This is a genomic window from Streptomyces pluripotens (genome assembly GCF_000802245.2).
GTDB classification, from domain to species: Bacteria; Actinomycetota; Actinomycetes; order Streptomycetales; family Streptomycetaceae; genus Streptomyces; species Streptomyces pluripotens.
The window spans coordinates 4,638,154-4,664,749 of sequence record NZ_CP021080.1 but is presented as its reverse complement, the minus strand read 5'-3'; the positions used below and the strand labels follow the sequence as shown (position 1 = coordinate 4,664,749).

Below are 26,596 nucleotides of genomic sequence, written 5' to 3'. Positions count from 1 at the left end.
TACTGGATCGCACCGTGCAGACCGTCCGGACGGCCGTCCCCGGTGCGCTCCTCGGCAAGGAAGAAGGACAGGTCGAGCTTGGCTGTGTCCGCGCCGACCTGCTCGCGGACCACCTCGAGACCGGCCATGCCGAAGTCTCCGCCCGCGGTGTTGGCGAACGTCAGCATCACCTGGAACAGCGGATGGTGGGCGAGCGACCTGGCCGGGTTGAGCACCTCGACCAGCCGCTCGAACGGCACGTCCTGGTGGGAGTACGCGGCCAGGTCGGCGGTGCGGACGCGGCGGAGCAGCTCGGCGAAGGACGGGTCGCCCGACACGTCGGTGCGCAGCACCAGTGTATTGACGAAGAACCCGACAAGGTCGTCGAGCGCCTCGTCGGTCCGGCCGGCGATCGCCGTGCCCATGGGGATGTCGACCCCCGCCCCCATACGGGTGAGCAGGGTGGCTATGCCGGCCTGGACCACCATGAACAGGCTCGCCTGGTGGGCCCTGGCCAGCGCCACGAGCGCCTCGTGGGCGGCGGCGGGCACGGCCAGCTCCACGACACCGCCGCCGTTCCCCGCGACCGCGGGGCGGGGGCGGTCGGTGGGCAACTCGAGCAGTTCGGGGGCACCGGCCAGCGCCGTCCGCCAGTAGGCAAGCTGACGGCTGATCAGGCTGTCCGGGTCCTCCTCACCGGCGAGGAGTTCGTGCTGCCACAGGGCGAAGTCCGCGTACTGCACGCGCAGTGCCGGCCAGGCGGGGCTCCCACCGGCGCACCGGGCCGCGTAAGCGGTGGCGAGATCGGTCGCGAGCGGGGACGCGGACCAGCCGTCACCGGCGATGTGGTGCAGGAGCAGCAGCAGCGTGTGTTCGTCGGGACCGGAGTCGAAGAGCGTGACGCGCAGTGGGGCCTCCCGCTCGAGGTGGAAGGTGTACCCGGCCGCCGCGGCGAGCGCCTCCGGGGAGAAGCGTTCCACCCTCAGGTCGACCTCGGCGGGCAGGACCTGCTGGTAGGGCGTGCCCGCGAAGTCGGGGAAGGCTGTCCGCAGGGCCTCGTGCCGCTCGACCACGTCGGTGATCGCGGCCCGCAGCGCGGCCCGGTCCAGCCGGCCGGTCAGGCGCAGCGCGATCGGCAGGTTGTAGGTGGCGGCGGGCCCCTCCAGCCGGTACAGGAACCAGAGACGTCGCTGCGCGTACGACAGCGGCGGGTGCTCCGGTCGCGCGCCCACGAGGATCGGCGGGCGGGCGGTGGCCGCCGTGTCGAGGCGGGCGGCTATCCCGGCCGGGGTCGGCGCCTCGAACAGCGCGCGGATCGGCAGCTCGACGTCGAACGTGGAGCGGATGCGGCTGACCAGCCGGGTGGCGAGCAGTGAGTGTCCGCCCAGCGCGAAGAAGTCGTCGTCGACACCGGCCCGCCGCAGGCCGAGCACCTCGGCGAACAGACCGCAGAGGATCTCCTGCTGCTGCGTCGCCGCGGCTCGCGCCGCGGGGGCGGCTCCGAAGTCGGGGGCGGGCAGCGCGGCGGTGTCGAGCTTACCGCTGGGGGTCAGCGGCAGGGCGTCGAGGAGCACGATCGCGCCGGGCACGAGCACCTCGGGCAGCCTCGCGTCGAGGTGCTCCCGGACCGTGCGGATCAGGTCGTCGCCGACCCGGCCGTCCCCGCCGGGTACGACGTACGCGACGAGTCGCTCGTCGCGTACGGTGACGACGGCCTGGCCCACCTCGGGCAGTTCGGCCGCCGTGGCCCGGATCTCGTCGAGCTCGATCCGGACGCCGCGCACCTTGACCTGGCGGTCGGCGCGGCCGGCGAACTGGAGGGAACCGTCGGGGTTCCACCGCCCCAGGTCGCCGGAGCGGTACATCCGCGACCCCGCCGGGCCGTACGGGTCGGCCACGAACCGCTCCGCGCTGAGGCCCGGACGGTTCAGGTAGCCGTGCGCGAGCTGGACGCCCGCGAGGTAGAGCTCTCCCATGACGCCGGGCGGAACCGGGCGCAGCGCCCGGTCGAGCACGTAGACGCGGGTGTTCCACACGGGGAAGCCGATCGGCGCGTTGCCCGGGCTTATCTCCTGGCCGCCGTCCCACGCCGTGACGTCGACGGTGGCCTCGGTCGGGCCGTACAGATGGTGCAGCGGGACGCCGAGCAGCTCGCGGAAGTCTTGGTGCAGGTCCGCGGGCAGGGCCTCGCCGCCGCAGAACACGCGGCGCAGGCTGGTGCAGCCGACGGCCTGCGGCGTCTGCACGAAGGCCGAGAGCATCGCGGGGATGAAGTGGACCGTCGTCACGCCTTCGGCCCGGATCAGCTCGGCGAGGTACTCGGGGTCACGGTGCCCGTCCGGCTTGGCCATCACCATCGTGGCGCCCCGCAGCAGCGGCCAGAAGAACTCCCAGACCGATACGTCGAAGCTGGTGGCGGTCTTCTGCAGCACCCGGTCGTCGGCCGCCAGGGGGTAGGCGCGCTGCATGCCGTCGAGCCGGTTCACGGCCGCGGCGTGCGGGATGACGACGCCCTTGGGGCGGCCCGTCGAGCCGGAGGTGTACATGACGTACGCCGGGTCGGACGGGTGCAGCGGACGGAGCCGGTCGGCGTCTGTGAGCGGGGTGTCCTCGTACCCCTCCGCGTCCGTGCCGGCCAGGTACGCGCTGTCCAGCACGCGGATCGGGGCGGCGTCGGCGAGCATGTGGGCGATGCGGTCGGCCGGGTAGCCGACGTCCACCGGCAGATACGCCGCACCCGTCTTCACGATCGCGAGCAGCCCAACGAGGAGGTCCACCGAGCGGGGCACGGCGAGGGCCACGAGCTCCCCCGGACCCGCGCCCCGGTCGACGAGATGGCGGGCCAGCCGGTTGGCCCGCGCGTGCAGTTCCCCGTACGTGACCTCCTCGCCCTCCAGGACGAGGGCGACCCGGCCGGGCGTGCGGGCCGCCTGGGCGTCGAGCAGCTCGGGCAGGACCGCGGCGGGCAGTTCGAGACCCGTGGCGTTCCACGTCTCGACGACCTGTTCCCGCTCGGCGGGCAGGGTCACGTCGATGCGGCCGACGAGAAGGTCCGGGTCGGTGGCGACGGTTTCGAGGACCTGGAGGAACCGGGCGGCGATGGCGGTGCCCTGCGCCCTGTCGAACTGCTCGGGACGGATGTCGAGCCGGACGACGAGCCGGTCTCCCGCGATGCCGGTGATGAGGCTGAGCGGGTAGTGGGTCGCGCCGCCGCCCTCGATGTCGGCGATTCTGAGCTTCCCCGCCGGGCTCTCCTCCGCGTCCTCGAAGGGGTAGTTCTCGAAGACGAGGATCGAGTCGAAGAGCTCTCCCAGACCCGCCGCCCGCTGGATCTCGGCGAGGCTGACGTGATGGTGGTCGAGCAGGTTGCCCTGCCGGCGCTGGAGGTCGCCGACGACCTCGGCGAACGTCGCGGCGGGGTCCAGCCCGACGCGCACCGGGAGCGTGTTGATGAAGGAGCCGATCATGGCCTCGACGCCGGGTAGATCGGCCGGGCGGCCGGAGACCGTGGCACCGAAGACGACGTCGGTGCGGCCGGTGAGCTGCCCGAGCACCATCGCCCAGGCGCCCTGCACCAGGTTGTTGACGGTCAGGCCGCGGTCGGCCGCCATCCGGACCAGGCGGGCCGTGGTCCCGGGCGGAAGCTCGGCGGCGATCCGCTCGGGCAGTACCTTGGCCGCGGGAGCGCCGGGAGCCACCGCGGTCGGCCCATCGACGCCGGCGAGCGCGGTCCGCCACGCCTCCGCGCCGGCGTCCGCGTCCTGCCGGGCGAGCCAGCCCAGATAGTCCCGGTACGGGGTGACCCGGGGCAGCCCGTCGGTGCTGCCCCCCGCCTCGTAGACCTCGAAGAGCTCGTCGACCAGCAGGGGCGCCGACCAGCCGTCGAGCAGGATGTGGTGGTTGGTCACCACGAGCCGGTGCTCCTCCGGACCGAGGTGGACCAGGCTGAACCGGATCAGCGGCGGCCGGCCGAGGTCGAACCGGGTGGCCCGTTCGGACGTCAGGAACGCGTCCAGCTCCTCGGCCCGAAGGGTCGACTCGGACCAGCCGGGCGTCACGTCTCGGGGGATGATCTGCATCGGCCGGCCGTTCGCCCGCAGCCGGAAACCGGCCCTGAGGTTGGCGTGCCGCCGCAGGACGGCTTCGGCGCTGCGGCGCAGCAGGGCCGCGTCCACCTCACCGGAGAGCGCCAGCACGAGCTGGGTGTTGTAGACGTCCACGGCCTCGTCGTCGTAGAGGGAGTGGAAGAGCAGCCCCTCCTGCAACGGTGTCAACGGCAGTACGTCTTCGAGGCGCGAGCGCTTCATTACCAATCCCCCAGTTCAGCCTCGAGGCTGTCGATCTCGCTCTGTGTCAGGTCGTCGCTCAGGTCGGACGGCGTCAGTCCGACCACGTCCGGCCGCTCGTCCGCGAGTGCGGTGAGCGCGTCGAACCACGCGTGTGCAAGCCGCCGTACCTCGGACTCGGCAAGCAGTCCGGACGCCCAGGTCCAGGTGGCGACGAGGTGCGGACGGCCCTCGTGGTTCTCGGTGACCGCGGTGATCTCCACCGCGTGTGTCATCGGCATCTCGGGCGACCGCGGCGCGGGCGTCGGCCCGTCGACGGTCTGCCAGTCGCCCGTGTCGTCGCCGCCGACGTACCGGCCCAGGTAGTTGAAGCCGATCTGCGGCGCGACGGCCAGACCGGGCTCGCCCCTCAGGTGGCGCAGAATGCCGTACCCGACGCCGTTGTCCGGGAACGCGCGCATCTGCTCCTTGACCTGCTTGAGCCGGTCGGTGGGCGTGCGGCCCTCCGGGTCGAGCCTGACGGGGTAGAGGCTGGTGAACCAGCCGACCGTCCGGGAGGTGTCCACCCCGTCGACGACATGTTCACGTCCGTGTCCCTCGAGGTCGACGAGGACCGGTCCGGCGCCGCGTCCTTCCACGACCGCCGTCGCCAGCCCGTACAGCAGCGCGTCGGTGACGTTGCCGTTGACACTCGCCGGGATCCTGGTGAGCAGCGCCTCGGTGACGTCCGGTGCCAGGGTGAGCTCGATCTCCCGGGCGGTGGCGGCGGTGTCGACCGCCGGGTCCAGCCGGCGGGTGCCGAGGAGCGGCTCCGCGGTCGCGGCGATCCCCTGCCACACCGGGAGCTCGGCACGACGGTCCGCCGCCTGCAGGCGCCCGGCCCAGGTCCGGTACGACGTGGCGACGGGGGCGAGCTCGGGGGCCCGGCCCGCTGCGGCCGCCTCGTACGCGGCGGCGAGGTCGGGCAGCAGTATCCGCCACGACACCGCGTCGACGACCAGGTGGTGCAGGACGATCAGCAGCGTGCCCGGCACGTCGGGTCCGGCGTCGAACCAGACGAACCGTGAAACATCGCCGGCTGCCGGGGACAGTTCCCGGCGGGCCGTCTCCGCGGCTTCGCCGTCGCCCGGGCCGACGCGCCTGACCGAGACCGGTACGGTGCCGCGCTCGCGCACCTCGTACGTGCCGTCCGGATGGTGGCGCAGGCGCAGGACGTCGTGGTGGTCGATCAGGGCCTGGGCGGCCCGGACCAGTGCCTGCTCGTCGAGGTTCGCCGGGACGCGTACGGTCATCGACTGGTTGAAGCCGTCGGTGGCCTCGTACTGCTCCAGCCAGCGCATGATCGGTGTGGGCGCGAAGGTGCCCGTACCGGCGTCCCGGTCCTCCGTCGTGGTCACCACCGCTGTGGCCACCCGGGCCAGGAGGGCGGGAGTCCGCTCCCTGAAGACGTCGCGGGCCGAGACCAGCAGCCCGCCCGTGCGGGCGCGGCTGACCACCTGGATCGACATGATGCTGTCGCCCCCGAGATCGAAGAAGCTGTCGTCGGGGCTGATGTCGGGCAGGCCGAGGACGTCGGCGAAGATCCGGCAGAGCAGTTCCTCACGGGCGTCGGCGGGCCTGCGGCCGCCGCCGGTGGTCGTGGACCACTGCGGTGCGGGCAGCGATGCCCGGTCGACCTTGCCGTTGGGCGTCAGCGGGATCTCGTCCAGAGCCACCAGGGCGGCCGGGACCATGTAGTCCGGCAGTCCGGTGGCGATCTGTGCCCGCACGGCCGCCGGGTCCGCGTCGCCGACGTAGTAGGCGACCAGGCGCCGGTCACCCGGACGGTCCTCGCGCACCACGGCAGTCGCCCGGCCCACGCCTGTCACGGCGTTCAGGGCGGACTCCACCTCACCGAGCTCGATGCGGAAGCCGCGCACCTTCACCTGCGTGTCCGCCCGGCCCTGGTACTCCAGCTCTCCGTCGGCGGTCCACCGCACGAGGTCGCCCGTGCGGTACATCCGTGAGCCCGCGGGGCCGAACGGATCGGCGAGGAACCGCTCCGCCGTCAGCGACGGACGGCCCAGATAGCCACGGGCCAGACCCGTACCCGCCACGTACAGCTCGCCGGTGACGCCGGGAGCCACCGGCCGCAGGGCCGCGTCCAGCACGTACACCCGGGCCCCCGCGATCGGACGGCCGATCGGCGGCACGGTTTCGCCCGACAGCGGCGCGCTCATGGTGGCGCACACGGTCGTCTCGGTCGGACCGTAGGCGTTGATCATGCGGCGCCCCTCGGACCAGCGGGCGACCAGCTCCGGCGGGCACGCCTCGCCCGCCACGACGACCGTCGCGCCGGCCGGCAGCGCGTCGTCCGGCAGCACCGCCAGCGCCGTCGGCGGCAGGGTCACGTGCGTCACGTCCTGCTCGGCGCAGAGTGCGGCCAGGTCGGGTCCCGGCATCAGCCGCTCCGCCGGGGCGACCACCAGGGTCGCTCCCGACAGGAGCCCCATCACGATCTCCCAGGCCGCCGCGTCGAAGCTCAGTGCCGCGAACTGCAGCACCCGACTGCCCGGGCCCACACCGAACGCGTCCCGCTGGGCACGGGCCAGGGAGGCGATGCCGCCGTGCGGCACGACCACGCCCTTGGGCCGGCCCGTCGAACCCGAGGTGTAGATCACATAGGCCGGGTGGTCCGCACGCGGCTGCACCCGCGCAGCCACGGGCGGCCTGGGTTCGTCGGCGAGTCCGTCCACGAGCACCACCGGCACCCCGCACCCACCGAGCCCCGGCAGCGTCGCGCTGTCGGTGACCAGCAGTGCCGGCCGGGAATCCGAGAGCATGTACGCCACCCGGTCCGCCGGGTAGTCCGGGTCCACCGGCACGTACGCGCCACCGGCCCGCAGCACCGCCAGCAGCGACACCACCAGGTCCACGGAGCGCGGCAGCGCCACGGCCACCACGGCCTCCGGGCCCACACCGCAAGAGGCGAGGTGTGCGGCAAACGCGTCCACCCGCGCCGCCAGCTCGCCGTACGTCAACTCGACATCTTCGAACGCCAGCGCGGGCGCCGAGGGGTCCGCCGCCACCTGGGCCGCGAACAGCTCGGGGAACGACAGGCCGTCACTCGGCTCACCGGAAGGCGCGGGACCCGCCCACTCCTCCAGCATCCGGCCGCGCTCGCCGGCCGACAGCACGTCGACCGCCGCGGCCCGGCCGTCCACATCCGCGAGCAGTCCCTCCAGCACCCGGACGAACCGCTCGCCCAGACCCTGCGCACTCGCCTCGTCGAACAGGTCCGAGGCGTACTGGACCTCTCCACTGAGCCCGTCGGGGGTTTCCTCCAGGTGGAAGGTGAGGTCGAACTTGGCCACGCCGAGGTCGGCGCCCTCGAAGGAGGCGTCGAGGCCGGGGAGGCCGAAGGCAGCCTCGGCGTTGTTGTCGAGGACGACCATCACCTGGAACAGCGGGTGGTGGGACAGCGAACGGTGCGGGCTGACGACCTCGACCAGGCGCTCGAAGGGCACGTCCTGGTGCGCGTACGCGGCCAGGTCCGTCTCGCGGACCCGGGCCAGCAGCTCCCGGACCGAGGGGTCGCCCGACACGTCCGTGCGCAGCACCAGCGTGTTCACGAAGAACCCGACCAGACCGTCCAGGGCCTGGTCGGACCGGCCCGCCACGACCGTGCCCAGCGGCACGTCCGTACCCGCACCCATGCGTGACAGCAGCACCGCGACGGCGGCCTGCACCACCATGAACGGCGTCACCCCGCACTCACGGGCCACCACCAGCAGACGACCGTGCAACTCGGCGCCCATCTCGAAGCGGGCCACCCCGCCGCGGTACGAGGGAGTCTGCGGACGCGGCCGGTCGAGGGGGAGTTCGATCAGTTCGGGTGCGCCAGCGAGTGCGGTGCGCCAGTACTCGATCTGCCGGCCCGCCGTGCTCGTCGGCTCACCCTCGTCCCCCAGCACCTCCGCCTGCCACAGCGCGTAATCCGCGTACTGCACCGGCAACGGAGCCCAACCCGGCACCCCGCCCCCGACCCGCGCCGCATACGCAGCCGACAGATCATCCGCCAGCGGAGCCAGCGACCAGCCATCACTCACGATGTGATGCATCAACACCACCAGCACCGACGACCGCTCACCCACCCGCAGCAACGTCGCCCGCAACGGCAACTCCACGGACAGGTCGAACGCATACCCCGCGGCACCATCCACAGCAGCGGCCAGCCCCTCCTCCGAGACCTCCACCACCTCCAGCACCACACCGGCATCCACCACCGGCAGCACCCGCTGATACGGCACACCATCCACATCCGCGAACACCGTCCGCAAACTCTCGTGCCGGCCCACCACATCACCCAGCGCCAACTCCAGCGCACCCGCGTCCAGCTCACCCTCAAGCCTCAGCACCAGCGGAACGTTGTACGTCGCCGACGGCCCCTCCAACTCATGCAGGAACCACAACCGACGCTGCGCCGCCGACAACGGCACCCGCACGGGGCGCTCCACCGCCACCAACGCCCTCCGCGCCACATCAGCACCCACCAGACGCAACGCCAGACCCGCCACCGTCGGCGACTCGAACACCGCACGGATACCGAGCTCCCGCCCGAAGGCGGAGCGGATCCGGCTCACGAGGCGGGTGGCGAGCAGCGAGTGCCCCCCGAGGTCGAAGAAGCTGTCGTCGGGGCTGATGTCGGGCAGGCCGAGGACGTCGGCGAAGATCCGGCAGAGCAGTTCCTCACGGGCGTCGGCGGGCCTGCGGCCGCCGCCGGTGGTCGTGGACCACTGCGGTGCGGGCAGCGATGCCCGGTCGACCTTGCCGTTGGGCGTCAGCGGGATCTCGTCCAGAGCCACCAGGGCGGCCGGGACCATGTAGTCCGGCAGTCCGGTGGCGATCTGTGCCCGCACGGCCGCCGGGTCCGCGTCGCCGACGTAGTAGGCGACCAGGCGCCGGTCACCCGGACGGTCCTCACGGACCACCGCCGTCGCCCCGGTCACGCCTGTCACGGCGTTCAGGGCGGACTCCACCTCACCGAGCTCGATGCGGAAGCCGCGCACCTTCACCTGGAAGTCGGTGCGGCCGATGTACTCGACAACACCATCGGCCGTCCAGCGCACCAGGTCGCCCGTCCGGTACATCCGCGCGCCCGTCAGGTCGAACGGGTCCGCCACGAAACGCTCCGCCGTCAGCGACGGACGACCGAGATAGCCACGGGCCAAGCCGTCACCGGCGATGTACAGCTCGCCCGGCACACCGGGAGCCACCGGACGCAGAGCCGCGTCCAGCACGTACACCCGTGTGTTGGCGATCGGACGCCCGATCGTCGCGCCCTCCGCAGCCGTCACGTCCGCGGCCGTCGACCAGATCGTGGTCTCGGTCGGCCCGTACAGGTTCGTCACCGAGCGGGCGGCGCCGGCCAGCGTCACCGCCAGATCCGACGGCAGCGCCTCGCCGCCCACCAGCACCCGCAGGCCGGACAGGTCCACCGCGGCCTCGACGAGCGCGTGCCACAGGCTCGGCGTCGCCTGCATCACCGTCGCACCGGACGCCTTCAGCAGAGCACCCAGGATCGACGGGTCCCTGACCGCCTCACGGTCGGCGAGGATCAGGCCCGCGCCGTTCAGCAGCGGCAGGTACATCTCCAGGCCGGAGATGTCGAAGCCGACCGTCGTCACCGCCGGCAGCCGGTCGTCGGAGGAGAGCCGGAAACGGTCCTGCATCGAGCCGAGGAAGTTTGCCAACGCACCTTCGGGGATCACGACGCCCTTGGGCCGGCCCGTGGAACCGGAGGTGTAGATCGCGTAGGCGGCGCGGCTCGGATCGCCGGGCACGCCCAGGTCACCGGCGTCGTACGCGTCGCCCGTGCCGAATGCCGCAAGGACCTCCTCGGTCAGCGTCAGCACCGGGCACGAGTCCTCGAGGACGTACGCGATGCGGTCCTCGGGGAACTCCGGGTCCACCGGCACGTACGCCGCACCCGACTTCAGGACCGCCAGCAGCGAGACCACCAGCTCCGCCGACCGCGGCAGCACCACCGCCACGAACTTCTCCGGACCCGCCCCCTGCTCCACCAGGAAGCGCGCCAGGCGATTCGCCCGGGCGTTCAACTCGCGGTACGAGACGGCGTGTTCACCAAAGGTGAGCGCCGTGACATCCGGCGTCGCCGCCACCTGCGCCTCGAACCGCTCCACCACCGACACCTCGGCGGCACCGGCCACCGCCGTGTCGTTCCACTCCTCCAGCACCCGGCCGCGCTCGCCGGCCGACAGCACGTCGACCGCCGCGGCCCGGCCGTCCACATCCGCGAGCAGTCCCTCCAGCACCCGGACGAACCGCTCGCCCAGACCCTGCGCACTCGCCTCGTCGAACAGGTCCGAGGCGTATTCGATCTCGCCGCTGATCCCCGCCGGCGTGCCGTCTCCGTCATGGCGCTCGAACAGCGCGAACGAGAGGTCGAACTGCGACACCTTCGTGGTGGAGTCACCCGCGGAGACCTGGAGACCGGGCAGCGTGAGCGATGCCTCCGTGTTGTTGTCGAAGAGCACCATCACCTGGAACAGCGGGTGATGGGCCATGGAACGCTGCGGGCTGACGACCTCGACCAGGCGCTCGAAGGGCACGTCCTGGTGCGCGTACGCGGCCAGGTCCGTCTCGCGGACCCGGGCCAGCAGCTCCCGGACCGAGGGGTCGCCCGACACGTCCGTGCGCAGCACCAGCGTGTTCACGAAGAACCCGACCAGACCGTCCAGGGCCTGGTCGGACCGGCCCGCCACGACCGTGCCCAGCGGCACGTCCGTACCCGCACCCATGCGTGACAGCAGCACCGCGACGGCGGCCTGCACCACCATGAACGGCGTCACCCCGCACTCACGGGCCACCACCAGCAGACGACCGTGCAACTCGGCGTCGAGGGTGAGCTCGACGGCTCCGCCGCGGTAGGAGGCGACCGCGGGACGCGGCCGGTCGAGGGGGAGTTCGATCAGTTCGGGTGCGCCAGCGAGTGCGGTGCGCCAGTACTCGATCTGCCGGCCCGCCGTGCTCGTCGGCTCACCCTCGTCCCCCAGCACCTCCGCCTGCCACAGCGCGTAATCCGCGTACTGCACCGGCAACGGAGCCCAACCCGGCACCCCGCCCCCGACCCGCGCCGCATACGCAGCCGACAGATCATCCGCCAGCGGAGCCAGCGACCAGCCATCACTCACGATGTGATGCATCAACACCACCAGCACCGACGACCGCTCACCCACCCGCAGCAACGTCGCCCGCAACGGCAACTCCACGGACAGGTCGAACGCATACCCCGCGGCACCATCCACAGCAGCGGCCAGCCCCTCCTCCGAGACCTCCACCACCTCCAGCACCACACCGGCATCCACCACCGGCAGCACCCGCTGATACGGCACACCATCCACATCCGCGAACACCGTCCGCAAACTCTCGTGCCGGCCCACCACATCACCCAGCGCCAACTCCAGCGCACCCGCGTCCAGCTCACCCTCAAGCCTCAGCACCAGCGGAACGTTGTACGTCGCCGACGGCCCCTCCAACTCATGCAGGAACCACAACCGACGCTGCGCCGCCGACAACGGCACCCGCACGGGGCGCTCCACCGCCACCAACGCCCTCCGCGCCACATCAGCACCCACCAGACGCAACGCCAGACCCGCCACCGTCGGCGACTCGAACACCGCACGGATACCGAGCTCCCGCCCGAAGGCGGAGCGGATCCGGCTCACGAGGCGGGTGGCGAGCAGCGAGTGCCCCCCGAGGTCGAAGAAGCTGTCGTCAAGGCTGACATGCTCGACATCGAGGACCTCGGCGAACAGTCCGCAAAGGATCTCCTCCGCCGGGGTGCCGGGGGCGGCGCGATCCGGCCGGGCGCCGGCGGGGCCTGGCGACGGCAGCGCGGCGCTGTCGATTCGGCCGTCGGCGGTCAGCGGCAACCGGTCCAGGACCACCAGGGAGACCGGTACCAGATGATCGGGCAGGGCGGCCCGTGCGAAGGCCGCGACGGTGGCGGGCGTGACGGTGGAACCGTGAGCCGGCATCAGGTACGCGACGAGGGATCCGTCCCGTACCGCCACGGCGGCCCGGGCGACGTCGTCGTGTTCGGCCAGGACCGCCTCGACCTGCGCCGGGTAGGCAGTGAAGCCAGGTATCGGCAGCGGTGCCCCGACGAACTCCAGCTCGCCGTCGGCGGTCCAGCGGACCAGGTCTCCGGTACGGACCATCCGCGAGCCGGGGGCGCCGAACGGGTCGGCGATCACCGTCGGCGCGGAGCCGAGCAGCGGCCCGCCGACGTGGAGCCGGCCGACGACGCCCGACGGTACCGGACACAGGCCGGCGTCGAGCGCGTACAGGACGGTGCCGGGCAACGGGGCGCCGAGGGGCACCACGGTGTCCCAGCCGTCCGGGTCGCAGGCACGCTCCGTGACGAGGCCGGCGGCCTCGGTCAGCGAGTAGCCGTGCCACAGCGGCACGTCCACCGCGTCGAACCAGGCTCGCTGGAGCGGCTCGGCGAGGGCCTCGCCGGAGCAGAACACCCGCCGCAGACCGGCCTGCGGCAGCGCCGGGTCGCCGAGGAGCACGGCCAGCTCGGAGGGCGTGACGTGCAGCGTCGTGGCACCGCGCAGGGAGTCGTGCGGGTCCGTGCGGTCGGCGCGTACGACGGTCGCACCGGCGGTGAGGGGCCAGAGCACCTCGTCGATCTCGCCCATCGTCCCGGGTGCGGCCGTCGCCCGGACGCGGTCCGTGCCGTCCAGGTCGTGGACGCTCTGGCGGGCCGCGACGCGGGCCGCGACGACATCCTGCGGGACGACGACGGGCGTACCGGTGCGGGTGCGCAGGACGAACGGTTCGCCGCTGACGACCGCGGCCAGGATTCCGGCGGGCGGCTGGGCCAGTAGTTGCCCGTACGTCGTCTCGACGTCGCCGTCGACAATCGCGACGGCGTCCGCCGGCTGTGCGCCGATCAGTTCGAGCAGGGTGGGCGTGTCCACCGGGGCCTCAGCGGCGTGGCCGTGCACGGCCTGCGGCAGTGCGAGCCGGTCCACGACGACGTCCGCGTCGGCGCTCACCGTCTCCAGCACATGGATGAACTGCGCAGCCATCCGCTGCGCCGTGGTGGCGTCGAAGAGGTCCTCGGCGTACTCCAGATCGATGCCGATGCCCTCGGCCGTGCCGTCCGCGCCGACCGCCTCCTGCACGTGCAGGGTCAGGTCGAAGCGGGCCGCTCCCATCTCGACGTCCTCGTCGAACGCGGCGGTCAGGCCGGCCAGGGCGAAGTCGTCCTCGTCGTCGTTCTCGAGGACGAGCATCACCTGGAACAGCGGGTGGTGGCCCAGCGAGCGCCCGGGGCGTACCACGTCCACCAGTCGTTCGAACGGCACGTCCTGGTGGGCGAACGCGGCCAGGTCCGCCTCGCGGACCCTGCCCAGCAGGTCGCGGAAGGACGGGGATCCGGACACGTCGGTGCGCAGCACGAGTGTGTTGACGAAGAAGCCGACGAGGTCCTGGAGGCTGTCGTCCGTCCGCCCCGCGACCGGGGTGCCGATCGGGATGTCGGTTCCCGCGCCCAGCTTGGACAGCATGAGGGCGAGGGCCGACTGCAGCACCATGAACAGGGTCGTGTTGGTCTCCCGCGCCACCGCCTGGAGGCGGCCGTGCAGCTCGGCGGGGATGCGGATGCCGACCTCGGCGCCGCGGTGGGTCGCCTCGGCGGGCCGCAGCCGGTCGGTCGGCAGGGGCAGCAGCTCGGGCATGCCCTCCAGGGCGCCCTTCCACCACGTCAGCTGCCGGCTGACGAGGCTGTCCGGATCGTCCTCGGCACCGAGCAGCTCGGACTGCCACAGGGTGTAGTCGGCATACTGCACCGGAAGTCCGGGCCAGCGCGGTGCCCGGCCGGCCCGCCGGGCGGCGTACGCGGTCGACAGGTCACGTGCGAGCGCCCCGGTCGACCAGCCGTCACTGGCGATGTGGTGCACGAGCAGGAGCAGCCGGTACTCGTCCGGCCCGTCGTGGAACAGTGTGGCGCGCAGCGGGGGTTCGGTTTCGAGGTCGAAGGTGTGCCGGGCCGCCTCTGCGGGGTCCGCGACGCCGGTGGCCAGTACGGGCCTGGCCTCGTCGACTCCGAGCACCCGCTGGTAGGGGGTTCCGTCGGCATCGGACGGGAAGACCGTGCGCAGCGCCTCGTGCCGTGCCACGACGTCGCCCAGCGACGCTTCGAGGGCCGCCACGTCGAGCTCGCCGGTGAGCTTGATCAGCATCGGCACGTTGTACGTGGTGCTCGGCCCTTCGAGCCGGTGCAGGAACCACAGGCGCTGCTGGGCGAAGGAGAGCGGCACGCGCGCCGGACGCTCCCTGCGGCCCAGGCGTGGCCGGTCGGCGGACGCGCCGTCGATCCGGGTGGCGAGCCCCGCCACCGTGGGCTCGGCGAACAGCGCCCGCACCGACAGCTCCGCCCCGAGCTGCGCCCTGATGCGGCTGAGCAGCCGGATCGCGGACAGCGAGTGGCCGCCGAGGTCGAAGAAGTTGTCGTCGATGCCGACCGCGGCGACGCCCAGCGTCTCGGCGAAGAGACCGGCGATGATCTCCTCGGCAAGGGTGCGCGGGCTGCGCCGGACGGCGGCGGTGGTGAGTTCCTCGGTCGGGAGTTCGGCGGGGATCTCCGTGACGACGACGAATTCGGCGGGCACGAGGTAGTCGGGCAGCACGGACTCGGCGAGGCGCCGTGCGGCCGTCGCGTCACCGGCGTGGACGACGTGGGCGACGACCCGGGCGGAGCCGGCGACGACGGCGGCGTCCGCGAAGACCTCGCGCAGCCGGGCTGCGACCTCGGCGGGGTTGACGCGGAAGCCGCGCACCAGGCGTACGTCCTCGGGGCGCCCGAGGAGCTCGGTGGTGCCGTCGGGGTGGCAGCGTGCCAGCTCTCCCGAGGGGAGCGTGGCCACCACGCCCGGGGGCACGAGGCGGCCTTCGGCGTCCACGAGGGCGGTGTCCCGCTCGTCCTCGGACACCAGGTCGAGTTCGTGGACCGGCGCGGTCGGATCGGCGGCGGCCGCGGTGAGCAGCCGGATAAGGCGGTCGCCGAACGCGGTCATCGTCGCCCGGTCGAATAGGTCGGTGGCGTATTCGATCTCGCCGACGATCCCGGCGGGCTCGCCGTCCGGTCCGTACCGCTCCTGCAGACGGACGTCCATGTCGAACTTGGAGGCGTCGCCGACCACGTCCTCGAGCCGGGTTTCGAGGCCGGGGACGGTCAGCTTGACCTCGTCGAAGTTCTCGAAGGTCAGCATGACCTGGTAGAGCGGGTGCCGTGCGAGCGACCGCACCGGGTTGACCACCTCGACGAGGCGCTCGAACGGCACGTCCTGGTGGGCGAACGCGGCCAGGTCGGTCTCGCGTACGCGCTCCAGCAGTTCGGCGAACGTGGGACGGCCCGAGACATCGGTGCGCAGCACGAGCGTGTTGACGAAGTAGCCGAACAGGTCTTCCAGGGCTTCGTCGGTGCGCCCGGCGACCGGGGTTCCGATGGCGATGTCGGTGTCGCCGCTGAGCCTGCTCATGAGGGCGACCAAGCCGGCCTGGATCGTCATGAACAGGGTGGTGTTGCCCTGTCGGGCGAGACGCAGCAGAGCGTCGTGCAGGGCGGCGTCCAGGCGCAGCGGCTCCTCGGCGCCTCCGTACGTGGCCACCGGCGGCCGGGGCCGGTCGGTGGGCAGATTCACGAGCTCCGGCAGACCGCGCAGGTTCTCGGTCCAGTGGGCGAGCTGCCGGGAGATCGCGCTGTCGGGGTCGTCCTCGCGTCCGAGCAGCTCACGCTGCCACAGGGTGTAGTCCGCGTAGTGCACCGGAAGCGGCGCCCAGCCCGGGGCGCGCCCCTCGGCCCGTGCCGCGTAGGCGATGGAGAGGTCGTCGCCGAGCAGCGTCTCCGACCAGCCGTCGCTGGCGATGTGGTGCATGAGCGGCAGCAGGGCGTGTTCCTCGTCGCCGAGCCGGAACAGAGTGCAGCGGATGGGCAGTTCGGTGACGAGGTCGAAGTGGTACTGCGCGGCCTCGGCGAGAGCCGCCTCGAGGTGCCGCTCGTCGTCGACGTCGGTGGTGATCAGATCCACCACCGCTTCGTCCGCGGGCACGATGTGCTGGTACGGCGTGCCGTCGGCCTCGCGGAACAGGGTGCGCAACCCCTCGTGCCGGGCGACCACGTCGTGCAGGGCGGCCCGCAGCGCCGGAACGTCGAGCGGCCCCGAGAAGCGCATGACGAGTGGCACGTTGTACGTCGAGCTCGGGCCTTCGAGCCGGTTGAGGAACCACAGCCCGCGCTGGCCGAAGGAGAGCGGCACCCGCTCGGGACGTTCCATGGGCTCCAGGGCGCGCCTGGCCTCGCCCGCCTGGTCCGTCCAGCCGGCGAGCCCGGCGACGGTCGGCGTCTCGAACAGTGCCCGGACGGGCACCTCCACCCCCATCGCGGACCGGATGCGGCTGATCAGCCGGGTGGCGAGCAGCGAGTGCCCGCCCAGCTCGAAGAAGTTGTCGTCGATCCCGACCCGGTCCACGTTCAGCACGTCGGCGAAGAGGACCGCGAGGAGTTCCTCCCGCGGGTTGCGCGGTCGCCGGCCCTCCGCGGCGCCCGACAGCGTGGGCGCGGGCAGGGTCTTGCGATCGAGTTTGCCGTTCGGGGTGAGCGGCAGCCGGTCGAGCGTGACGAAGGAGGCGGGGACCATGTGGGCGGGCAGCACGTCCGCGACGTGCTTGCGGACACGGGCGGTGTCGCCACCGACCACGTACGCGGTGAGCCGCGGATCGCCCGGCTGGTCCTCACGCACGATCACGGCGGCCTGCGTGACGTCCGGCGCGTCGAGGACCGCGGACTCGATCTCGCCCAGCTCGATCCGGAAGCCGCGGATCTTCACCTGGTCGTCGGCCCGGCCGAAGTAGGACAGCGTGCCGTCCGCGGCCCGGCGGGCCAGGTCTCCGGTGCGGTACATGCGGGTCCCGGGCGGGCCGTACAGGTCGGCGACGAAGCGCTGTGCGCTGAGGCCGGGCCGGCCGAGGTAGCCGCGGGCCAGGCCGGCCCCGGAGACGTACAGCTCGCCGGTGGTGCCCGTCGGGACGGGCTGCAGGCCCTGGTCGAGGACGTACACGTGCAGGTCGGGGATGCCGACGCCGACGACGCTGTTGGCGGTGGCCGCCGCCGAGACGCGGTCGAGCGCGTGGTGGGTTACGTGCACCGTGGTCTCGGTGATGCCGTACATGTTGACCAGCACGGGAGAGTCGTCGGGGTGCCGGTCGTACCAGGACGACAGCCGTCCCAGGTCGAGCGCTTCACCGCCGAAGACCACGTACCTGAGCGCCAGCTCCGTGCCGGGGTTCTCCTCGTCGGCCTGCATGAGCTGGTAGAAGGCGGACGGGGTCTGGTTGAGCACGGTGACGCGCTCGTCCGCGAGCAGCCGCAGGAAGTCGAGCGGAGACCGGCTCACGTCCTGCGGAACCACGACGAGCGTGCCGCCGCGCAGCAGCGGTCCCCACAGCTCCCAGACGGAGAAGTCGAACGCGTAGGAGTGGAACAGCGTCCACACGTCGGGCGCGTCGAAGCCGAACCACTGGTCTGTCCGCGTGAAGAGCCGCACGACGTTCTGGTGGGGGATCAGGACGCCCTTGGGCCGCCCCGTGGAGCCGGACGTGTAGATGATGTACGCGCCGTTGTCGGGGCGCAGGGTCGGGCGTGCCGGATCGGTGACGGGACCGTCGGCCAGTTCCTCCATGACGACGCGGGTGCTGCCGTCGGGCAGGGCCACGTCCGCGCGGAGGCTGGTCACGACGACGGCCGGGCGGGCGTCCTCCACGACGAAGGCGATGCGCTCGGCCGGGTAGTTCGGATCCAGCGGCAGGTAGACGCCGCCGGCCTTGAGGACGCCGAGGACGCCCACCACGAGGTCCACGCTGCGCGGCAGGGCGAGCGCGACCACGGACTCCGGGCCCACGCCCTGGGCGATGAGGGTGTGGGCGAGTCGGTTCGCCCGGGCGTTCAGCTGCGCGTAGGTCAGGCGCTCCGTGCCCTGGGCGACGGCGATCGCCTCGGGGTGCGCGGCGGCGGCGGCCTCGAACAGGGCGGGGACGGTCGTCCGCTCGGACGGCGGAGCCGGTGCTGTCCACTGCTCCAGCAGTTCCCGGCGTTCCGCCGGGGCCAGGATGTCCGTCTGCCACAGCCTCTGGTCCGGGTCCGCCACGACCGCCCTCAGCAGCCGGGCGAGCCGGTCGACGATGTCCTGCACGGTGGACCGGTCGAACAGGTCGGTGGCGTACTCGACCAGGCCCGACAGGCCGGCGGGCTCGCCGTCGGGGCCGTGGTTCTCCTGCATGTCGAAGTCGAGGTCGAACTTGGCGACCCCGGAACCGACATCCTCCAGACCGGCCCGCAGACCGGGCAGGCTCAGGTCCGCCTCGGCGTTGTTCTGGAACAGGATCATGACCTGGAACAGCGGGTGGTGCGCGAGGGAGCGGGTCGGGTTGAGCACCTCGACCAGTCGCTCGAACGGCACCTCCTGGTGCGCGTACGCGGCCAGGTCCGTCTCGCGGACCCGGGCGAGGAGTTCCCGGAAGGACGGGTTCCCGGAGGTGTCGGTGCGCAGCACCAGGGTGTTGACGAAGAAGCCGATCAGTTCGTCGAGCGCCTCGTCGGTCCGTCCGGCGATGACGCCGCCGAGCGGGATGTCGTCGCCGGCTCCGAGCCGGGTGAGCAATCCGGCCACTGCCGCCTGGAACACCATGAAGAGGGTGGTGTTCGTGTGGCGGGCGAGTTCGAGCAGCCCGGCGTGCAGGTCGGCGTCGAGCTCGAAGTGGACCTCGTCGCCGCGGAAGCTCGCGGCGGAGGGCCGCGGCCGGTCGGTGGGCAGCTCCAACTGCTCCGGGAGCCCGGCGAGGGTCTTCTGCCAGTAGGCGAGTTGCTGCGACAGCAGGCTCTGCGGGTCGCTCTCGGAACCGAGCAGTTCGCGCTGCCAGAGCGTGTAGTCGGCATATTGGACGGGCAGCGCGGACCAGGCCGGCGCCCGCCCCTCGGTCCGGGCTGCGTACGCGACGGAGAGGTCCCGCGCGAACGGTGCGTCCGACCAGCCGTCACTGGCGATGTGATGCAGCAGGAAGAGGAGGACGTGCTCGGTCTCCGAAAGCCGGAACAGGGTGATCCGCAGCGGCAGTTCGGTGGCGAGGTCGAAACCGTAGCGGGTGGCGACGGCGAGTTGCTCGGCGAGCCCGGCCTCGTCGGTCTCGACCAGGGTGACCTCCGGCTGCTCGGCGTCGACGATCAGCTGGTAGGGCTGCCCGTCCACCTCCGGGAAGCGGGTGCGCAGGCTCTCGTGCCGCGCCACCATGTCGCCGAGGGCGGCTTCGAGGGCCGCCTGGTCGAGGGGTCCCGACATGCGCAGCAGCAGCGGCACGGTGTAGGTGGCGCTGCGGCCTTCGAGCCGGTACAGGAACCACAGGCGCCACTGCGCCGCCGAGACGGGGATGTGCTCCGGCCGTGTCATCGGGCCGAGGGCGAGCCTGGACTGCTCGGCGCCCGTCATCCGTTCGGCGAGTTCGGCGACGGTGGGGGCCTCGAAGAGGTGCCGGATGGCGAGTTCCACGTTGAACATCGAGCGGATGCGGCTGAGCAGCCGGATCGCGGTGAGCGAGTGCCCGCCGAGGTCGAAGAAGCTGTCGTCGATGCCGACGGTCGGCACTCCGAGCACGGCGGCGAAGAGACCGCAGAGGATCTCCTGCTCCGGGGTGCGCGGTGCGCGGAAGGAGAGGGGCACGGCGACGCCGCCCTCGTCGGCCGTACCGCTGGTCCGCGCCGCGGCCGGTTCGACGGCCGGTGCGGTGCCCGGAGCGGTCGCGGCCACGGCCGTCCCCGTCCCGACGAGTTCGCCGACGGGCACGGAGGCGTCGTCCACGAGAGCGGTGAACAGGCGGACGAGGTCGGCCGCGAGCGCGTCGATCTGCGAACCGTCCAGCAGGTCCGGCCGGTACTCCAGGCGCAGCTTCAGCCGCGACCCGGGAAGCACCGAGAGGGTCAGCGGGTAGTGGGTGGCGTCGTGGTCCTCCAGCACGCTCGCGCGCAGGCCGGGTGCGGGCTCCCATACGTCGTCGTCATCGTGCGGGTAGTTCTCGACGATGGTCAGCGTGTCGAACAGGTCGCCCGGTCCACGGAGCCGCTGTACGTCGTTGAGTCCGAGGTACTGGTGCGCGATCAGCCGGGACTGCTCGTCCTGTACGCGCTCCAGCAGCTGCAGCAGGGACTCCGTCGCGTCGAGCCGGACGCGGACGGGCAGCGTGTTGATGAACATACCGACCATCGCCTCGCTGCCGGCCAGCTCCGCGGAGCGTCCGGAGTACGTGGAGCCGAACACCACGTCCTCCTGTCCGGTGCGGGCGCGAAGCAGCAGGCTCCACAGGCCCTGGACGGCGGTGTTGAGGGTGATCCCGTACTCGCGCAGCCGCTCCTGGAGCCGCCCGGAAACCGTGTCGGGCAGGTCGCAGTAGACCTGGAGGGGGCGGGCGGGCGTCTCCGTGCCCGGCTTGGCGAGGAGGGTCGGTGCGGCGAGCCCGTCGAGCGCGGTCCGCCAGGCGTCGTGCGCCGCCGTGCGGTCCTGCCGCGCCGTCCAGGCCAGGTGGTCGCGGAACGCGGCCGGCTCAGGCAGGGTCTCGCCCCGGTAGAGCGCGAACAACTCGTCCAGCACCAGCTGCATGGACCAGCCGTCGAAGAGGATGTGGTGGTTGACGAGGACGAGCCGGTGCTCGTCCTCGTCGAGCCTGACCAGGGTGAAGCGCAGCAGCGGCGGCCGGCCCAGGTCGAAGCGCTCGGCGCGCGCCTCGGCCACGATCCGGGCGAGGGCGGGCTCGCGCTCGGCCTCGGTGAGTCCCGAGAGGTCGACCTCCCGCCACGGCAGTTCGAGGCCGTCGACAACCACCTGTACGGGCCGGGGCAGGCCCTCGTGGTGGAAGCCCGCCCGCAGGTTCGGGTAGCGGTCGAGAAGGGAGGCCGCGGCGGTGTGCAGGGCGCACGGATCCAGCGGGCCGCTCAGCGCGAAGACCTCCTGGACGGCATAGAGGTCGGCGCCGGAGTCGTACAGGGCGTGGAAGAGCAGGCCCTCCTGGAGCGGGGCGAGCGGCAGCACGTCGACCAGGTCCGGCAGTGCCCCTTCCAGCTCCTCGATGTCGCCTTGCGAGAGGTCCACGAGGGGCAGGTCGAACGGGGTCAGTCCGCCGCCTTCGACGGCCGCGAGATCGGTGAGTGAGGCGAACCAGCCGTGCGCCAGTTCCCGTACGTCGTCCTCGGCCAGCAGGGCCTTCGACCAGGTCCAGGTCGCGACGAGCTGCGCCCCGTGGGCGTGGTCGACGGTCACGGCGTCGAGCTCGATGCCGAGGCCGAGCGGCGCGGCTCCGTCGAAGCCGGCGCCCAGCGCGGGAGCCTCGGGCGCGGGCGCCCAGTCGGCGAGTTCGGGGGCGGCGTAACGGCCCAGGTAGTTGAATCCCAGCTGGGGGCGGCCGTATGCGGCCAGTTCCGCGGTGGAGCCCGGATCGCGGTGCCGCAGCAGCCCGTATCCGAGGCCGTTGCCGGGCACCGCGCGCAGCTGCTCCTTGACGAGCTTCAGGGCGCGGACACCGTCCGCGCCTCCAGGGTCGACACGGACGGGGAACGCGCTGGTGAACCAGCCGACGGTACGGCTGAGGTCCAGTCCGGGCACGATGTCCTCGCGGCCGTGGCCCTCCAGTTCGAGGAGCAGCGCTGAGTCATCGACCCCTCGGCGGCCGCGCCACTCGGCGACGGCCAGCGAGAGGCCCGTGACCAGCACGTCTCGGACGCCTGCATGCACGGCAGCGGGGGCCGAGGTGAGCAGCGCTTCGGTGACGCCGGCCGGCAGGGTGAGCGTCAACGTCCCAGCGTCGGCCCGGACATCGATCGCCGGGTCCAGGGGTCGGTCGCCGAGGAGCGGGTCGGGTGTTTCCAGCACCGATCGCCAGAAGGGCAGTTCACCGGTGCGCCTGCTCGCCTCCTCGCCGAGGAGTGCGCTCCACCGCCGCAGCGAGGTCCCGACCGGTTCGAGGGCCTCTCCCTCCCAGGCCGCCCGGAGGTCGCCGAGGAGGGGCTGCCAGGAAACGCCGTCCACAGCCAGGTGATGCACGAGCAGCAGCAGCCGCCCGGCCTCCGCCCCGGCGTCGAACCACACCGCGCGCACCAGGTCGCCCTTGTAGGGGTCCAGTTCCGCCTGGGCAGCCCTGCCGTGCTCTTCGATCGCCTCGCGCAGCGCGTCGACGTCGGCGGCGGCGGTGTCCACGCGGTGGACGGTCGCCGTGACGGCGCCCGGCGCGGGGATGGTGAGTCCCCACTCCTCGTCCAGGGTCAGCCGGAGCGCGTCATGCCGGTCGAGGACTGCCTGGAGTGCGGCGGTCAGACGCTCGGTGCCGAGCCCGGCCGGCACGACGAGCAGCATCGACTGGTGGTAGCCGTCGATGGGACCACCGAGGTCGCGCAGGTCCGCCATGACCGGGGTGGGGAGCAGCGGTCCTGTGGCGATGTCCTGGGCGACCGGGGCGGTGTGATCCGCCATGCGGGCGGCCGCGGCGATACGGGCGACGGTCTTGTGCTCGAAGACGTCCCGCGGCGTGATCCGCAGTCCCGCCTTGCGGGCGCGGCTGACCAGCTTGATGGAGACGATGCTGTCGCCGCCGAGATCGAAGAAGCCCTGGCTCGGGTCCACCCCGGGCAGGCCGAGCACCTCGGCGAAGAGTGCGGCCAGCAGCTCTTCCTCGGGAGAGCCCGCCGATTCGTGGCCCCCGGAGGCGGGAGAGGGCAGGGCGCCGACGTCGAGACGGCCGTCCTCGGTGCGCGGCAGCTCGGCGACGGTGACGTACGTCTCCGGCACGAGGAAGTCGGGCAGTACACGGGCGAGGTGATCACGAAGGTCGACGGAGCGTACGGAGAGGCCGGGGGCGGTCACGACATAGGCGACGAGACCGTCCGTCACGGCCGCGTCGATGAGTGCGGGGTGGGCGAGCAGGGTGTCGACGGTGCGGGACGCGTCGACCGGGGCTCCGTCGACGAGGATCGACGGGCACAGGCGTTCGAGTCGGCCGTCGAGGGTGTACCTGGCCGGGGCGCCGTCGAGGATGCCGACCACGCCGTCGGGCACCGGTCGGCCGTGCTCGTCGACCACCCGGTCCGAACGGCTCTGGATCACGGCGCGTTCATCGTCGGTGAGCAGGTCGATCGTGGAGATCCGGCGTTCCGGGTCGGCCGCCGCGGCACGCAGCAGCCGGGCGAGCCGGGCGATGAGCGTGTCGACCGAGGCGCCGTCGAAGAGGTCGGTGGAGTACTCGGCGACCACGTCCACTCCGGCCGGAGTGCCCGTGTCGGAGAAGCGCTCCTGCAGGCGCAGGTCGAGATCGAACTTGGCGACGCCGGTGGAGACTTCGTCCACCTCGACGGTGAGGCCAGGCATGGCGGGTGCGGCCGTGCCGAGGTTCTCGAAGGTGAGCATCACCTGAAAGAGGGGATGGTGCGAGAGGGACCGGGCCGGGTTGAGCGCTTCGACCAGCCGATCGAATGGTACGTCCTGGTGCGGGTAGGTGGTCGCGGCCGTGCGGTGCACCCGGTCCAGGAGTTCCCGGAAGGTCGGGTCGCCCGAGGTGTCGGTGCGCAGCACGAGCGTGTTGACGAACGAGCCGACGAGGCCGTCGAGCTGCTCGTCCGGCCGCCCTGCGGTCGGGGTGCCGAGCGGGATGTCGGTGCCGGCGCCGAGCCGGGTCATGAGCGCCGCGAGGGCGGCCTGCACCACCATGAAGACGGTGCGGCCGGTGGAGCGGGCGAGCGCGGTCGCCTCCCGGTGCAGCTCGGCGTCGAGGTGCGTGCGCACCTCGTCACCGCGGAAGCTGGCAGCCGGAGGCCGGGGGCGGTCAGTGGGAAGTTCGACGCGTTGCGGCAGCCCGGCGAGCGCGGTCCGCCAGAAGTCGACGCCGTCTGCCTCGCCCTGCCAGAGGGTGTAGTCCGCGTAGGTCACCGGCAGGTCGTCCCACGCCGGTTCGCGCCCGATGCGACGGGCGGCGTAGGCCAGGGACAGATCTTCGATCAGCGGACGCTCGGACCAGCCGTCGCTCGCTATGTGGTGCATCAGGAGCAGGAGGGTGTGCTCGTCCTCGCCGGGTCGCGAGAATAGGGTGGCTCGCAGCGGCGCCTCGCTGCGAAGGTCGAACGGGTGACGGGCCGCTGCGGCCACCGCACCGTCGATGTCGGGGGTGCTGACGACGGTGAGCGTGGCGAGCGTGTCGAGAACCTCCTGGCGGGCGACACCGTCCGTCTCCGGGAACACCGTCCGCAGGGTCTCGTGCCGCCGGGAGACGTCGCGGACGGCGGCACGGAGGGCCTCGGGGTCCACCTGCCCGGTCAGCCGCAGGACGAGGGGGATGTTGTAGGTGGCGCTCGCGCCTTCGAGCCGGTGCAGGAACCACAGTCCGCGCTGGGCGTGAGACAGCGGCATGGGGTCGGGGCGCTGGGTGCGGGTCAGTGGCGGCCGTGCCACTGCCGCCCGATCGAGACGGGCGGCCAGGCCGGCGACGGTGGGCGCCTCGAACAGGGCGCGAACCGACACCTCACGGTCGAGCGTGGTGCGGATGCGGCTGATGAGCCGGGCTGCGAGGAGTGAATCGCCGCCGAGATCGAAAAAGCCGTCGTCCGCACCGACACGGTCGATGCCCAGGACATCGGCGAAGAGTCCGGCAAGAACCTCTTCGGCGGCCGTTCGGGGCGCGCGGCCGGCACCGGCGGTGAGTTCCGGGGCGGGCAGCGCGGCACGGTCCAGCTTGCCGTTCGGGGCGAGCGGAAGCTCGTCGAGCATCATGTACACCGACGGCACCATGTGCTCGGGCAGCCGGACGGCCAGCCGGTCCTGCACCGTATCGGCCTCCACCGCGCCCACGACGTAGGCGACGAGGCGCTGCTGTCCCGGACGGCCCTCGTGCACGGTCACGACCGCCCGGGACACTTCGGCAAGTTCGGTGATCACCGCTTCGATCTCACCCAGCTCGATCCGGAAACCTCGGATCTTCACCTGGTCGTCGGCTCGGCCCGCGAATTCGATGAGGCCATCGGCATTCCACCTGGCCAGGTCCCCGGTTCTGTACATGCGCTCGCCCTCGGCGAAGGGGGAGGCGACGAACCGCTGTGCCGTCAGGCCTGCCCGGCCCAGGTACCCGCGGGCGAGCTGGACGCCCGCCACGTAGAGCTCGCCCTCCTCACCGGGTCCCACAGGGTGCAGGGCGCTGTCGAGGATGTGCACCTGGGTGTTGGCGACCGGGGACCCGATGGGGACGTTCCGGTAGCTCTCGCCGGGCCGTACTTCGAACGCCGTCACATCGATGGAGGCTTCGGTCGGGCCGTAGTGGTGGCAGAGCCGTAGGTCCAGCTTGGTGACAACCTCGTCCGCCAGGGAGGGCGGCAGCACTTCTCCCGCGACAAAGAGGAGTCGCAGGGCGAGACCGGAGGCGTCCCGGATCGCGGGCAGAGCGACCGCCAGCAGCGACGGAACGAACTGAGCGACCGTGACACGGTGCTCGACTGCGTACTCGATCAGCAGGTGCGGCAGGCCCACCACGTCGTCGGGCGCCATGCAGATCGTCGCACCGGCGATCAGCGGTAGCCAGATCTCCGAGCCGGACGCGTCGAAGCTGAAGGCGGTCCGGGCGAGCACCACGTCCGACGCGTCGACATCCCACTGACCGGCCTGCCACAGCATGTGGTTCGAGACGCCCAGGTGCGGTACGACCACGCCCTTGGGCAGTCCCGTGGAACCGGACGTGTAGATGACGTAGGCCGCGTTCTCCGCACGGACCGTGATGCCGGGGGCGGTGTCGTCACCCGTCGTCAGGTCGATGTCGTCGAGAAGTACGACAGGGGTCGTGGTGTCGGGCAGCGTGGCACGGGTGGCGCTGGTCGTGAGCACGACTGACGGCCGGGCGTCGGTCAGCATGAACGCGATCCGCTGAGCGGGGTAGCGCGGGTCGATCGGCAGGTATGCCGCCCCGGTCCTCAGTACGGCCAGCATGGCGACCACCGCGTCCGCCGACCTCGGCACGGCCAGTGCCACGACCTGCTCGGGGCCCGTTCCGATACCGATGAGCCGTCGGGCCAGCCTGTTGGCCCGACGGTCGAGTTCGGCATAGCTGAGCACGGTCGAACCGAAGACCACGGCCGGGTGCTCGGGAGCCCGCCGCACCTGCGCCTCCACCAGTGCGGGCAGCGACATCGCCGCCACATCACCGCCCAGGCTCGACCCGATCGGATTGCGCGTCGCACGACGGTCCAC

2 protein-coding genes (1 of these 2 cut by a window edge) are annotated in these 26,596 nt (G+C 72.2%); both read right to left on the bottom strand.

Annotation, left to right across the window (positions count from 1 at the left end):
* Positions 1–4,286 carry the 5' end (the start) of a non-ribosomal peptide synthetase gene (locus LK06_RS21040; RefSeq protein ID WP_086083430.1) on the bottom strand. Its footprint begins 5,740 nt before the window's first position, so only the first 4,286 of its 10,026 coding nucleotides appear in the window; its start codon is at positions 4,284–4,286; its stop codon lies beyond the left edge, outside the window.
* Positions 4,286–26,596 (bottom strand): non-ribosomal peptide synthetase, encoded by a 22,311-nt coding sequence (locus tag LK06_RS33980; protein WP_107430819.1) that lies wholly within the window; start codon positions 26,594–26,596, stop codon positions 4,286–4,288. Before LK06_RS33980 ends, LK06_RS21040 begins: the two co-directional genes overlap by 1 nt.